This is a genomic window from Gardnerella sp. DNF01159 (genome assembly GCF_049244215.1).
GTDB lineage: Bacteria > Actinomycetota > Actinomycetes > Actinomycetales > Bifidobacteriaceae > Bifidobacterium > Bifidobacterium swidsinskii.
In genome coordinates, this window is record NZ_CP058387.1 from 864,065 (window position 1) to 877,638 (window position 13,574).

General features: G+C 39.9%; 12 protein-coding genes. 2 read left to right on the forward strand and 10 right to left on the reverse strand.

What is annotated here, in order from left to right:
* Positions 1-81: 81 nt before the first annotated feature.
* The 3 genes from HXT39_RS03420 to HXT39_RS03430 form a co-directional block, all read right to left on the reverse strand.
* Positions 82-2,433, reverse strand: a complete 2,352-nt coding sequence (locus HXT39_RS03420; protein WP_103014015.1) for a RelA/SpoT family protein — start codon at positions 2,431-2,433, stop codon at positions 82-84.
* 122 nt (positions 2,434-2,555) lie between these two features.
* Complete coding sequence (gene dut, locus HXT39_RS03425) at positions 2,556-3,035, reverse strand: dUTP diphosphatase (RefSeq protein WP_004111486.1); 480 nt, start codon at positions 3,033-3,035, stop codon at positions 2,556-2,558.
* Positions 3,036-3,329, reverse strand: a complete 294-nt coding sequence (locus HXT39_RS03430; RefSeq protein ID WP_004111484.1) for a DUF4193 domain-containing protein — start codon at positions 3,327-3,329, stop codon at positions 3,036-3,038. It lies immediately after the preceding gene.
* 158 nt (positions 3,330-3,487) lie between these two features.
* On the opposite strand from HXT39_RS03430, the gene sepH reads away from it, so the two are divergent.
* Positions 3,488-4,696, forward strand: coding sequence for a septation protein SepH (sepH, locus tag HXT39_RS03435; protein ID WP_103014014.1), 1,209 nt, complete (start codon positions 3,488-3,490; stop codon positions 4,694-4,696).
* A gap of 133 nt (positions 4,697-4,829) precedes the next feature.
* Here sepH and HXT39_RS03440 read toward each other — a convergent pair whose 3' ends face one another.
* Positions 4,830-6,089, reverse strand: coding sequence for an alkaline phosphatase family protein (locus tag HXT39_RS03440; protein WP_004111479.1), 1,260 nt, complete (start codon positions 6,087-6,089; stop codon positions 4,830-4,832).
* A 161-nt stretch (positions 6,090-6,250) separates the two neighbouring features.
* On the opposite strand from HXT39_RS03440, the gene HXT39_RS03445 reads away from it, so the two are divergent.
* Positions 6,251-8,914 carry a DNA gyrase/topoisomerase IV subunit A gene (locus HXT39_RS03445; protein WP_103014013.1) on the forward strand — a complete coding sequence of 888 codons (2,664 nt, stop codon included), beginning with the start codon at positions 6,251-6,253 and terminating at the stop codon, positions 8,912-8,914.
* Positions 8,915-8,950: 36 nt separating this feature from the next.
* Here the strand turns inward: HXT39_RS03445 and HXT39_RS03450 are convergent, their stop codons facing one another.
* The 6 genes from HXT39_RS03450 to HXT39_RS03475 all read right to left on the reverse strand — a co-directional run bounded on the left by HXT39_RS03450 (position 8,951) and on the right by HXT39_RS03475 (position 13,573).
* Entirely contained in the window at positions 8,951-10,915 is a 1,965-nt protein-coding gene (locus HXT39_RS03450) for an InlB B-repeat-containing protein (RefSeq protein WP_421793265.1), read from the reverse strand.
* A complete protein-coding gene (locus HXT39_RS03455) occupies positions 10,893-11,153 on the reverse strand; it encodes a hypothetical protein (RefSeq protein ID WP_103014012.1) in 261 nt (86 codons plus the stop codon). The genes HXT39_RS03450 and HXT39_RS03455 overlap by 23 nt, the downstream gene beginning before the upstream one ends.
* Positions 11,154-11,273: 120 nt before the next feature.
* Positions 11,274-11,501, reverse strand: coding sequence for a DUF3791 domain-containing protein (locus HXT39_RS03460; protein ID WP_004111475.1), 228 nt, complete (start codon positions 11,499-11,501; stop codon positions 11,274-11,276).
* Positions 11,502-11,507: 6 nt separating this feature from the next.
* Complete coding sequence (locus HXT39_RS03465; RefSeq protein WP_012914120.1) at positions 11,508-12,002, reverse strand: DUF3990 domain-containing protein; 495 nt, start codon at positions 12,000-12,002, stop codon at positions 11,508-11,510.
* The gene (locus tag HXT39_RS03470) at positions 11,999-12,241 is read right to left on the reverse strand and encodes a DUF3791 domain-containing protein (RefSeq protein ID WP_012914119.1); all 243 of its coding nucleotides are present in this window, start codon (positions 12,239-12,241) and stop codon (positions 11,999-12,001) included. Before HXT39_RS03470 ends, HXT39_RS03465 begins: the two co-directional genes overlap by 4 nt.
* Before the next feature lie 150 nt (positions 12,242-12,391).
* Positions 12,392-13,573 (reverse strand): MFS transporter, encoded by a 1,182-nt coding sequence (locus HXT39_RS03475; protein WP_012914118.1) that lies wholly within the window; start codon positions 13,571-13,573, stop codon positions 12,392-12,394.
* Position 13,574: the final 1 nt, after the last annotated feature.

The following is a 13,574-nucleotide window of genomic DNA, read 5'->3' on the forward strand; positions in this document are numbered from 1 at the left end:
GTTTTTCGTATTTATTACATTAAACAAATACTATTTGCGCAAAAACAAAGATGGGCACTCCAAAGCTGGGGTGCCCATCTTTTATAGATTTCCTCGTTCCATTTTTCGCAAACGCGGCTCTGCGCTATCTTTTGCTCCCGTAATGCGGTAAACGTCAAAAACGCCTTCAATTTTACGGATAGCAGCAAGTAGAGTTGCTAAGTGCTGAGGATCTGCCATTTCAAAGGTAAATTGACTTGTTGCAACACGGTCATCGCCTGTAGCAATAGTTCCGGAAAGAATATTTACTCCATGATCTGAAAGAACGCGAGTAACATCCGAAAGAAGATGTTGTCGATCCAATGCTTCAACTTGGACCTTAACCAAGAACAAGCCTTTATCGCTAGTCCATTGAACAGGAATAACGCGCTCTGATTGAGTTTTTTGCAAATCGAGCATGTTCTGGCAGTCAGTCCTATGCACAGACACACCTTGGTTTCGTGTTATAAAACCAATAATCATATCTCCTGGAACTGGCATGCAACATTTTGCAAGCTTGACCCAAACGTCTCCAACACCCTTAACTGATACTCCCAAAGCACCGTTAGACTTATGGCTGCGCTCAACATGGCGTAAAGGCAATGCTTCTTGTTCTACTTCTTCTGCAACTTCATCAGCGCCCGCATCTTTTACTAAACGCGAAATAACATTCTGTGTAGAAACTTGACCTTCGCCAATAGCCGCATATAAAGACTCAACATTAGTAGGCAAATTCAATTCATCAGCAACGCCAATTAATGCCTGCTGCGTCATCAAAGTAGTTAAAGGCAAGTTACGTTTACGCATAGCGCGAGTTAGCTCATCCTTGCCCTCTTCAATCGCCTCAGAGCGGCGTTCCTTGCTAAACCATTGACGTATTTTATTTCGAGCACGAGGAGATTTTACAAAACTCAGCCAATCGCGAGATGGTCCAGCTGTATCCGACTTTGAAGTAAGCACCTCTACAGTGTCACCGTTTGAAAGTTTCGTATCAAGAGGAACCAAGCGTCCATTTACACGCGCACCCATCATGCGGTGACCAACTTCAGTATGCACAGAATATGCAAAATCAACAGGAGTTGCATCCTGCGGAAGCGCAACAATACTCCCCTTTGGAGTAAAAACATAAACTTCAGAAGCACCAAGATCTTGTTTTAATGAACCTAAGAATTCATCTGAATCTGGAGTCTCACTAGTCCAATCAGCAAGCTGTTGAATCCACTTAAGATTATCTGCTTCGCTAAGCTCTTTTTTGTCATCAATATTATTTTCGCGTTTTAAATCATCATTATCAGGCTTACTTAAAGCGCGACCAGCCTGACCATTAGCTTTGTACTTCCAATGAGCTGCGATGCCGAATTCAGCACGCCTATGCATATCCCATGTGCGTATTTGAATCTCTACTGGCTTTCCACCAGGGCCTACAACTGTAGTATGCAAGCTTTGATACATATTCAACTTTGGAGTTGCAATGTAATCCTTAAAACGTCCTGGAACAGGGCTCCATCGAGCATGCACTGCACCTAATGCTGCATAACAGTCACGAATAGAATCGACTATTATTCTCACACCAACTAAATCGTAAATATTAGCAAAATCATGACCTCGAACGATCATCTTTTGGTAAATAGAGAAATAATCTTTTGGTCGACCTTTTACCGATGCTTTAACATGTTGTTCTGCAAGATCTGCATTAATTTCTTCAAGAATTTGTCGTAAATAAACTTCACGCTGACCTGCTCTACGAGCAACTAAAACAACAATTTCATTATAAATTTTTGGATACAATACTTTAAAACTCAGCTCTTCAAGTTCAGTTTTAATTGCATTCATGCCTAAACGGTTAGCAAGAGGCGCATATACGTCAAGAGTTTCTCTTGCTTTTTTATGTGAACTTGATGGCTTAACATACCTCCAAGTACGAGCATTATGCAAACGATCCGCAAGCTTTACTACAAGCACTCGCACATCGCGGCTCATTGCAACAACCATCTTACGAATAGTTTCTGCTTGAGCACTTTCGCCATATTCCATGTTGGATATTTTTGTAACACCATCTACAAGACCTGCTACAGTATCGCCAAATTCAGCTCGACATTCTTCTAGCGTGTAATCTGTATCTTCTACAGTGTCGTGTAATAATCCTGAAGCAACAACAATTGGTCCCATTCCAAGATCTGCAAGAATTTGAGCTACAGCAAGAGGATGAATAATGTATGGCTCACCAGATTTGCGTCTTTGACCTGTATGCTGCTTTACAGCACGATCATAAGCTCTATGAAGAATGCTCATATCCTCATTAGGATGATGCCATTTGCACATGCTCAATATTGGCAATAATGGATTTTGAGAATCTTCGCTGATTTCACATCCGAGCCTATTGGATCCTTTTATATCCTCTTGAAGTTCACCCATTTGGCACCTCCTGGTACTTTTTACTATCCTACCTGCAATTCGCTCAATACACTACCAAAACAAAAAATACATACAATAAATCCGACTCAGTTTTAAAAACCGGTCGGATATTTATAAAAAGATTATTGTACGCCAGTGGAGCCAAAACCTTTATCAGAGCGATCAGATTCAGGTAATTTAGATGCGGGAATAAATCGTGCTTCTACATAACGTTGTATAACCATTTGAGCGATACGATCACCTTTATGGAATTGCACTGTGTTCTCAGGATCTAAATTAATAAGAGGAACCTTAATTTCACCACGATACCCGGCATCAACTGTTCCAGGTGCATTTAGCACAGTCACACCCTGTTTTGCTGCTAAACCAGAACGAGGATGCACTAAAGCAACATAACCTGCAGGTAAAGCTATAGCAACTCCAGTAGGAACAAGCGCTCTCTGGAAAGGACGCAAAGTAAAATCTTGGGTAGTTCTTAAATCGGCACCTGCATCACCTGCATGCGCGTAGCAAAGCGGCTGTAATGTAGATGTTTCATCATCGAGATACTTAATTAATACCTCAACCTGTTCGGGGCCAGTATAGGTCTCGTCATATGCCATTTAAGCTGCGCACTCCTTGCAAACAGGCTGACCATCAGCATTAGTTTCAGCTAACTGGCTGCGATGCTTAACTAAGAAGCATTCAGAACAAATAAATTCATCGCCTTGCATAGGGATAACAGTTACGGATGCATCTTCGTTACTTAAATCAGCACCTGGCAACTCGTAGTCTTCAGCAATAGCATTTTCATCATCGTCAATATCGCTGTTTGAATTTTGAGAACCTTTACTCAAAGCTTCCAACGACTCTTCGTCCTCATCTTTGCTACGAGGAGAATCATAATCCTGTGCCATTATGGTCCTTTCGTTTTTAAAGCTACTTACGCGCATAGCATACACGAATGCTACCCCGTATATTACACATTTTTTATTTTAAATAAAATGGTAAAGAATGCAGTGTATGGACTAAAGTATATAAATAGTATTGTTAAAAGCGAAGAAAGTGGTGCATAATGCTTGAAAATCCGCCAAAAGAGGCGAGTTTCGACCATATTGACGCAGACGGTAATTTGATTTTCATTTGTGAAAACACGCCGTTACGTATTCAAGTGGACGACACGCTGGAACGCGCCATCGCTGGTTCACATAAAATTACGAGTAAAAACAGCGATGAACATAACTCAGCAGATGCTGGCACAAATTCTATACAATCTAATGCAACATTGCCTATTTCGCAAATTCAGGCATTGATTCGCGCAGGAGTTGCACCTTCACATGTGGCGCAAAGATACAACGTTAGTGAAGCACAAGTTAGGCGTTTTTCTGCAGGCGTTGAAACCGAAAAGCAGTATGCAATTGAGCAGTTCCTTCTAGTACCTACTCCTAAACAAAGCAATATGCGCACTATTGCAGATTTAATTGAAAGAACATTAGCTAAAGCACATATTGGCATGGAAACAGTGCAATGGAAAGCAACGCGCAGAGGATTAGAGCCATGGCGAATTACTGCTACTTTCAAAACTGCTACTCGCACTATTAAAGCTGAGTGGACATGGAACATGCATGACAACTCTGTTACATGCGCGAACCCTTCGTCTAGATTATTGCTTGGTGAAGATGTTAATGCAGCGGATACTTCTAAACAATCTCCATATGGTGGAGCTTATAGAGACACTGTAAGCATTAATTTCCCATTCAACACTGAAGAGCTTCCAGGAAATTCTATTCGTTCTGCCAGAATCGAACGAGCTGTTTCTCAATGGGAACTTAGAAACAGTGACAAACTTGCAGATGCACAAGCCCAATCTTCCTTCGAAAATCAGGACAATAATTCTGACATACAGCAAGTATTAGAAAAAGGCTATTCTAAGCGTTCTACTGAAACAAATACGCAATTTATTAAAGAAGATAATCCTCAGCAGACTTCGCTAATACAACCAGATGCTGAATTTATTAATAGAAACGAAACGAATAGCAAAATCGTCAATGCGTCTAATGAAGCACAAAAATCATTGGCTGCGAAAGTTCAAAATTCTGAAAAAGCAGATATTGTTAGTACGAATTTGCAAAAAAATGCTGCTGAAAGTAATCAAAATTCTGCTAAAAATAATCAAGAAATTAATACTAATGGCCAAGAAAAATCATCTTCTGAGCACAATAAACGTAAAGCTGGAAGAGCAGCAGTACCAAGCTGGGATGAAATATTATTTGGCGAAAGCTAAATAAGAAGTTTAAAAATAAATTTTTCGCTTATTAACAATATGTGTGACACTCTTAGTAAAATTTGAGTGTCACACATTTTATTTGCTAAGTTACGATTTATAAAATATTTTCAATAATAGAAGCAAAAATCGCTTACACTAAATCTATGAGGCACGGAATATCCATTTCCATATGAGTCATCGATCCATGAACGCTAGGTAAACTCATAGCTTTATCAGATTGAATGCGAGAATCAACAATTGTGTAAGCTCCACAAGCTTGCACAATAACATCGCCAATAACATCCTCTGCCCTGTTGTTTACTAAACCAAAAATACCATCGTCAATGGCTTGTTTTTTACTGCGTACAATTGCATTAGTTCCAAAATATTCACGCCAACGGTAAATAATATCTTCAGGATTTGCGTCACTGTTAGCATACAACATTACAGAACGAGGTTCACCGCCAACCATCGATACGCCTTTTATCAGCTCATCATGTTTAGCAATATCAATTCGCTTATTGGGATCGGATTTAATCATCCCATGATCTGCAGTAATAACAATTAATGTTCCAGGAGCACAATTTGCTCGCAAAAGACGCAACTGCTCGTCAATTTGCTCAAAAACAGAAACCCACTGCTGAGAATCCCAACCATAATTATGACCGGTTTTATCAGCGTCACGTAAATACATATAAGTTAAACCTGGAGTTTTACTGTTATTAGCAGCCTTAAGAATGCGAGCTCTAGGAGTTCCAGCAGTAATATAATTTGCTCCACGAAAAGCAGCTTTGGTAAGAGGAGTATTTTCAAACTTTGGTAATCCCACGCTATCTGCACGGACTCCATTAGAAACTAAACTTTCAAATATAGTCGGCTCTTGCTGCAAAACTAGCGGATCAGGCGCATCATTAAATTGAATAAGCTGCGCAAGTTTACCAGTTTGAGAATTCTTTTGCGTGTAACCGGTCATGCAAGTAAGACCAGGACATGTGCCTGTTCCAAAAGTAGCCATTGCAGCAACAGTTGTGCTTGGAACGCACGTGCTAATTGGTCGTTGATTTATTGATTCGTTAAGCAAGGATCGTAAATAAGGAGCGTGACCTTTGCGCATAAGAATATTCCAGTATCCTAAACCATCTATTAACACTACAATTGCAGAATTAGATTTAGGGAAACCAAGACTTTCTCGCAAAGCGTGTGGATCGTTATGAATAGCTGTTTTAACAGGAGCATCTATTGCATCACTTAAAGCTGGAAGAACCGAAGATATATGTAACGCTCCACCAAGATTTTTTTCATTAAAATCGTAAGAAAAATTTTCATTAACTGCGGAATTAGAAAAATCACCGTACTTAACATTACCAACAAATTGCAAAAGATCATTTTCAGACGGTATTTCAGCACTCATACTTACTATTGAACCACTTATATTGCATTGAACAAAACGCGAATAACAAATATTTATATAAATAACTAGTCAAATTGCTGAAAAATTCAGCAAAAACATGCTGTTTGTGCATATAAATTGGTAAGATTGATAGCCGTAATGTCATTCAAGGAGTTCTAAATATGCCCTCACGCCATCACTCAACACAGCAAGCTTTCGACCCAAGAAAAGTTAAAGAGCATATTGTTGAAACACCATTAAACGAAGAAATGAGCAAATCCTTCTTGGAATATGCTTATTCAGTTATTTATGCTCGAGCTTTACCGGACGCACGAGACGGAATGAAACCAGTGCAGCGACGCATTGTGTATCAAATGGGCAATATGAATTTGAGTCCTGATCATGCTTATATGAAATCAGCGCGTGTTGTTGGTGAAGTAATGGGTAAACTTCATCCTCACGGTGATTCTGCAATCTATGAGGCAATGGTTCGTCTAGCTCAACCATTTTCCCTACGCTTGCCGCTTGTTGACGGACACGGTAATTTTGGCTCTCTTGACGACGGTCCAGCAGCTTCTCGATACACCGAAGCGCGTTTAGCTCCTGCATCACTAGGTATGAACGCGGATATCAACGAAGACACAGTTGATTTTGTACCAAATTACGACAATAAACTAAAAGAACCTACTGTGCTTCCTGCAGCTATTCCAAATCTTTTAGTAAATGGCGCTTCTGGAATTGCTGTAGGCATGGCAACAAATATGGCAACGCATAATCTAGGCGAAGTAGTTGCTGCAGCAAAATATGTTATGAAACATCCTGATGCAACCCTAGATGATCTTATGAAACTAGTTCCAGGACCTGACTGGCCTAGCGGAGGAATTATCATTGGTCGAAGTGGCATTCGCGAAGCTTACGCAACAGGTCGCGGAGCATTCACTACAAGATCTACAACACATATCGAAAATATTACTGCTCGCAAAAAAGCTATTATTGTTACAGAACTTCCGTTTATGGTTGGCCCAGAGCGCGTTTTGGAAAGAATTTCTCAAGGAGTTAAATCAAGAAAATTAGACGGTATTTCAGGTGCTATTGATTTAACAGATCGACATAACGGAACTCGTATTGTTATTGAGATTAAGACAGGTTTTGATCCTAACGCTGTGCTTGCTCAACTTTTTAAGCACACTCCTTTGCAAGAGAGCTTTACTATTAACAATGTTGCACTTGTTGACGGTAGACCTCACACAATGGGCTTGCGAGAGCTATTAGACGTTTGGATTTCTCACCGCAGAACCGTGGTACGCAGACGCAGCGAATTTAGGCGCAAAAAAGCTCAAGAACGCTTACATTTGGTTGATGGCTTGCTTCTTGCACTTCTTGATATTGATGAAGTAATTCAGGTCATTCGTTCATCTGAAGATGCAGATAGTGCAAAAACTAAGTTAATTAAAGTATTCGATCTTGATGAAATTCAAGCACAGTATATTCTTGACTTACGTCTTCGCAGACTTACTAAAATGAGCCGAATAGAGCTCGAAGCTGAACGCGACGATTTGCTCAAAAAAATTGAAGAGCTAAATCAAATATTAAGTTCTGAAGCTAAACTCGACAACGTCGTAATAGCAGATATGGATTCTGCAGTTAAACAATGGGATACTCCACGCAGAACAATTTTGCTTGACGAAAATGAAGATGGTAGTTTTACTCCAGTAGCCTCCAGCATAAATAAAAACAGTGAGGATATTGCGATTAAAGCCGTTCAATCAGCAAATAAAATTACTTCAACTCAAGCAGATTTGGCTGCAGCAGCTAATGCAGCTCGTAAAACTGGAGAAGCTGACGCATCTTCTGTTGCAATGCAATTAAGTGACGAACCTTGCGCAGTAGCATTAAGCACTTCAGGGTTAATTGCCAGAACAAGCATTGCAGTGTTAGAACATTGGAATTCGCACAACAACAACGTATTTAACACTCCTTGTAAAACAATGTTTGCAACAACAACGCGTTCAACTTGTGCTCTTGTTACTTCATCTGGTCGACTAGTTCTAGCTCATGTTGCAGATTTGCCACAACTTAACTATGAAGAAGGAAAACCTGCGCTGCTCAACCACGGAGTAAAAGCACAAGAACTGCTAACTTCCACGCAAAGCACGGATCCAGTAAGAGGAGAACGCGTAGTTTCAGCAATAGCATTTGATGCCTCACAAAACGCTACTCCACTTGCAATTGGAACACGAAACGGTGTAGTTAAAAGATGGAATTTTGAAGCTCCAACTACCATGGATTCATGGAGCATAATTGACTTAAAAGACGACGACACCCTTATTGCCGCAGCTCCAGCAAAAGACAACGACAGACTCGTGTTCATTAGTAGTGATTCTTCATTACTTGCCTTTGACGCTAAACAAGTTAGACCACAAGGACGCACAGCAGGCGGAATGGCAGGCATTCGTTTAGCAGAAGGTGCTAAAGTTGCAACCTTCGCAGTAGTGCCAGAAAAATCAATAGAGTGGCATTACGAAGAAGGTGAAAATGGTTTATTCTCCGCTTCTGGAACAGTTGTATTCACCGTTGCTGGAGACAGTGAAGCTCTTCCTGGAACCGAAAACGGTTCTGCAAAGATTACTCCATTTGACATGTACCCAACAAAAGGTCGCGCAACTGGTGGCGTGCGCTCGCAAAGATTCCTTAAAGGTCAAGATACGTTGATACACGCATATGTTGGATACTATCCATTGCAAGCAGTTACGGAAGGCGGAAGCAATGTTGAGTTACCTAAACCAGATATGCGTAGGGACGCTTCTGGAACTGAGCTTGTTTCCCCAATTGCACATATTGGGTAGTAATGTTTTTGCTTGCTAGTTTTACATTTTTTAAAGCTAGTTTTTGCGAGCATGCTTGGAATATCTGCGAAGTGATTTTCTAGCTTCTACAAGTGCAAAAATTCCTGCAGTCACAGATGCAAACAAATAATTTATTACCATAGCTACTGAAGAGCCAGTTTTAGGAAGATGCTTAACAACGCGCTTAGCTTCCGGTTGCTCGGGTTGCGAAAGAGCTGGAGCGGACTCAGGTTCTGTCTCAGACTCAGAGGGTGTCAGAATCGGACCTGGAGCGACAGGGGTCGGCGACTCAGGAACTGGAACAGGAGTTGGAGTTGGCTCCGGCTCCGGCGCAGGAGCTGGTGGAGTTGGAGGCGTTGGCTTCTTATTAACAGTTACTGTTGCAACTGCTGTTGCAGTAGCACCGCCATTGTCCGTTACGCTAAACGTGATAGTGTAAACGCCTGGAACATTGTTATTAAAACCACCGTCACTAATACGCCTAACCTTAGTTGTTATAGAATTATCCTCAATATCACTAACAGACACAACAAGACTATTCAAATCGAGTGAATCACCCTCAGTAATAGTCTTATTCTGAACTGTAATAACTGGTAAGTAATTCTTAAAAATGGAGTAAACTTTCAAATTTTTGTTTACACTAGTGCTGGCAAGGAACACTGCACCAGTACCGTCTTGATCTTCATTCCACCCTTCAAAAGTGTACCCAATCTTCGTAGGATCTTTAGGCATCGACTGACTATCAACACTCTTATCGTTTATGCTCTTGCCTTCCTTAACTTGCACAGAAGCATAATGAGAATTAGCGCCATTTACAAAAGTAACTGTGTAAATCGTAGCTTTAGGAACAATGTTGTACGTAAAATGCGATCTACCAATCATCCTAGGCACACGCTGAACAAAGTCATAAAAAATGCACTGACCTTCAAGTGTGCCAGTTTTTACAGCTACATATTTGCCATCAGCATTTTTCTTAAAATATGGTGAGAGGTCAATCGTTACAGGATTTCCATTCTCCTCAAAACCCTCCATAACACTGATTGTATGACCAGCGCTTTCTTGCGTAATTTTGATAGGACTTTTGTATTCCTCTCCCACTTCAATAGTGAAAGGTCCAGGATTTTGATTGTCAAACGGTGAATCATTTTCCCCTGAGCGAAACTTATATTGTCCTAAATTACCTTTTACGACAATATCAGAAATTTTATTACCTTGGAAAGCAACACTACCAACTCCAGCAAGATAATACGGATTAGTATCTGTATCGTGCTCTTTTCCCTTATCATCAAGCACGCCTTCAAACACAACTTTTTCAATTTCATTAGCAACAAAGGCTGCATCGCTTACTGAAACCACATTTTTTGGAATAACAACGGTTCCTTTAATCTTATTCCAACCGAACGCACCGTATTCTATGATTTTAAGAGACTGCGGAAGAGTTACACCCTCAATATAAGTTTCGCCATCAATGTGCTCATGCTTATTCCCAACCTGCTTTGCACTTCCAGTAAAAGCACATTCATGAATAACTTCAATACCTTCAGGAATAACTATGTGATGATTTTTCTTAAGCTTTTCCTTGCCTTTGGCGCTAAGTCCATCCACATATTCATTTACTGTTTGATTCGTTTCAGGATGATAAACATCTTTCCTGCCACCAACAGTTTTACCATCGGCAGAAATGTTAAAGTCGTCCTTCGTCCAAGTTAAAGATGCATCATCTGTAGTACCCGAATCAGTTGATGCTGCTTTAGATTCTGCAGATGCGTGTACGCTTCTATCTTCACGATTATTTGTTTGAAGATTAGTATTGCTTACATCTATAAGAGTTTGTGTAAGTCTAGCATTTTCAGAATTTTCAGCATCAGTTACAGATTCAGAAGCTTTAGAAGATTTAGTAGATTTTGTGGTTTCGGCAGTTTTTGCAGTTTCGCTAGACTTGGAAGGTACAGTATTTCCAGAAGGTTTTGCGGAAGTGCTATCTAAAGCAGACCCCCCCATTGGGCGTATTAGAAGCTGCGTTATAAGAAGTTACGGAAGAAGAACCTTCTGTAGAGGAAGTTTCTGTATTAGAAGCTGTGGTAGAAGAATTATTTGTAGAAGAATTTACAGTCGTATTAACACCAGAAGAAGCTGAAGTTTCGGCAGCATTCGCACTTTGCGCCATGCAGAAAGCACAAGCAGCAGTAGCAATACCCATCATAGTGCTAGTCAACATAAGACCAGTTCTCTTATTCATTTACCCTCTTAAAAAATAGATAACGAGATAATGTAAAAACGTATACACATTGTACGCTTTATAGTCGAAATACAAATGCAAGCATGGTATATCACACAATCGTTTAATTTATTACAAAAGTCATGCATTAACACACATTTTAGAATTATGCATCTCATCAAGCAAATCTTGAACCAAATATCCGTCGCTCATACAATGCATATCCGAAATACCATTACGCATCAAATCGTAAGTAACAGAATGGTAAAACACGTCAAGCGCCTGCTCATAACTCAACCCAGCACGCTCAGCCAGAAGACTTACAACCCTAGCATACTTCTTTTGCAACAAAATAGGATTCGCCTTCAAAATCCATCACTCCCCTAAAAACTTACTATTTACACACTCGCTTTTTATGTATGTAAGACACAAATCAATAGCTTTTTGACTTCTAAAACATATTTGATTATTAGGTTTTTCATATTTTAGTCTGCCTAAAGCTTCAGACTTAGTAATTAAATCATCAAAAAACAATTCAAGTGTGTTATAAACCTTATCGTTTGCTACACCGCCAATTACTACATCAAAACTGCTTGTATCATTTCCAGAACGAGCATTAAGTATGAAATTAAGCCATTCTTCAGAATATGAATCAAACTTAAGAACAGATAATTCATTAAGAACATTATTGTCAAAATTATAAGAAGAAACAAAAGCATCTTTGTCCTTGCGAATAAATTTCTTCGCCCAATTATCAGCCTGACTACGTATTGATGTAACGTAGAATCCTGCGCCAAAATCAACATCTTTACGCGAATGCAATACATCTGGAAATTCAACAGGCATAAAAGAACCGTGATAAACAATCATACTTTTACACCTTTTTCGCGCATGAAGGAAATAATATCGTTTGTAATATACTCTTTGCCTTGAGTGTGCAAAACGTCATAAGATGGAACAATATAAGACATAAGAATATTACTCTTCTTAGTCAAAGCATCATACGTATCGCGAGGGTTTTGATTAAGCTTCTTAGCAACATTTTCAATACAAAATATTGCAAAATCAAGCTTATCTTTGTCAAAGACTTCTTGCTTAATATCATTCATAACCCCTCCTTTTGTAAAAACATTATTAGAAATACATCTACTAGATAATGCGTATGCAACAAGTTCTAACACACCTAGCACACATAACACATCTAACACAAGTCTACATCAAAAAAATATAAGCAATCGCGCATACAAATACTTTCACGCTCAACTTTCGCAAGTTCGAAGCAAGCGCACGTGCATAAAAGTCATTACAGCGAGAAGAATAAGCAAATAAGCCGGAAGAAGCACCATAGAAACATTCTGCGCAATTAGTCCAAAAATCGCAGGCATTACCATAGACCCAATATATGCGCTTGCCATTTGCATGCCAACAATAGCTTGAGACTTATCTGCACCAAAATAATGCGGCGTGGAATGAATAATGCATGGGTAAACTGGAGCGCAGCCTAGTCCAATAATTACAAATCCTGCAATAAGCTCAATATGATTCGGCAAAGGCAGCAACAATACTAGAATGCCCATAAGCATTACGCACTGCCCAATACGAATCATCGTTGCATCGTTAAAACGCATAGTAAGAAATCCGCTTACAAAACGACCAACTGTAATGCCAACATAAAACAAGCTTGCCCAACCTGCCGCAACAATGCGGCTAACTCCTCCATGCAAAACCATGTAACTACTAGCCCACAATCCTGCAGTTTGCTCCAACGCACAATAGCAAAAGAACATAATAAGAATATTCTTAGCTCCTGGAATGCGCAAAACTTCTGCGTAAGATAGCATCCCAGAAGATTGTTTCTTTACCTCAGTAAGATTATGCGTCTCTGCCTTTTTATTATTATTTTTCCACAGCGGCAAACTTATGAATAACACAAGAGTGAGAGCAATTTGTATAACAGCAATATACTGGTAGCCTGCAGGCCAGCGCTGACCGTGAGAAAGTGCGAAACCCATAACATAAGGACCTGCGGAAGCACCAATTCCCCACATGCAGTGAAGCCAGCTCATGTGCCAGCTTTCATAGTGAATTGCAACGTAATTATTAAGAGCCGCATCCACTCCTCCAGCACCTAAACCGTATGGTATAGCTAGAAAAATAAGCACAAGATAATTCGGAGCAAAAGAAAAACCTAGTAACGCTAAAGCTGTTAAAGCAACTGAAATAAGCGTAACCTTCCCAGGGCCAAACTTATGCGTAAACCTATTAGATAGCAGCGCAGAAACAATTGTTCCTGCAGAAATAACCATTGATATTCCACCAGCCCAAGAAATTTGCGCACCAACATCATGACTCATCGTAGGCCACGCAGCTCCAAGAAGAGCATCCGGCAAACCCAAGCTTATAAAAGCAAGATAAATAACAGCAAGAAGAAGGTTAATCATA

What these genes read in the sequence shown, in the direction of transcription:
- HXT39_RS03420 (WP_103014015.1), bottom strand. Translation starts at nt 2,433, where the DNA reads ATGGGTGAACTTCAAGAGGATATAAAAGGATCCAATAGGCTCGGATGT.
- HXT39_RS03475 (WP_012914118.1), bottom strand. Translation starts at nt 13,573, where the DNA reads ATGATTAACCTTCTTCTTGCTGTTATTTATCTTGCTTTTATAAGCTTG.
- HXT39_RS03465 (WP_012914120.1), bottom strand. Translation starts at nt 12,002, where the DNA reads ATGATTGTTTATCACGGTTCTTTTATGCCTGTTGAATTTCCAGATGTA.
- HXT39_RS03430 (WP_004111484.1), bottom strand. Translation starts at nt 3,329, where the DNA reads ATGGCACAGGATTATGATTCTCCTCGTAGCAAAGATGAGGACGAAGAG.
- HXT39_RS03450 (WP_421793265.1), bottom strand. Translation starts at nt 10,915, where the DNA reads ATGGGGGGGTCTGCTTTAGATAGCACTTCCGCAAAACCTTCTGGAAAT.
- HXT39_RS03470 (WP_012914119.1), bottom strand. Translation starts at nt 12,241, where the DNA reads ATGAATGATATTAAGCAAGAAGTCTTTGACAAAGATAAGCTTGATTTT.
- HXT39_RS03455 (WP_103014012.1), bottom strand. Translation starts at nt 11,153, where the DNA reads ATGAATAAGAGAACTGGTCTTATGTTGACTAGCACTATGATGGGTATT.
- HXT39_RS03445 (WP_103014013.1), top strand. Translation starts at nt 6,251, where the DNA reads ATGCCCTCACGCCATCACTCAACACAGCAAGCTTTCGACCCAAGAAAA.
- HXT39_RS03440 (WP_004111479.1), bottom strand. Translation starts at nt 6,089, where the DNA reads ATGAGTGCTGAAATACCGTCTGAAAATGATCTTTTGCAATTTGTTGGT.
- dut (WP_004111486.1), bottom strand. Translation starts at nt 3,035, where the DNA reads ATGGCATATGACGAGACCTATACTGGCCCCGAACAGGTTGAGGTATTA.
- sepH (WP_103014014.1), top strand. Translation starts at nt 3,488, where the DNA reads ATGCTTGAAAATCCGCCAAAAGAGGCGAGTTTCGACCATATTGACGCA.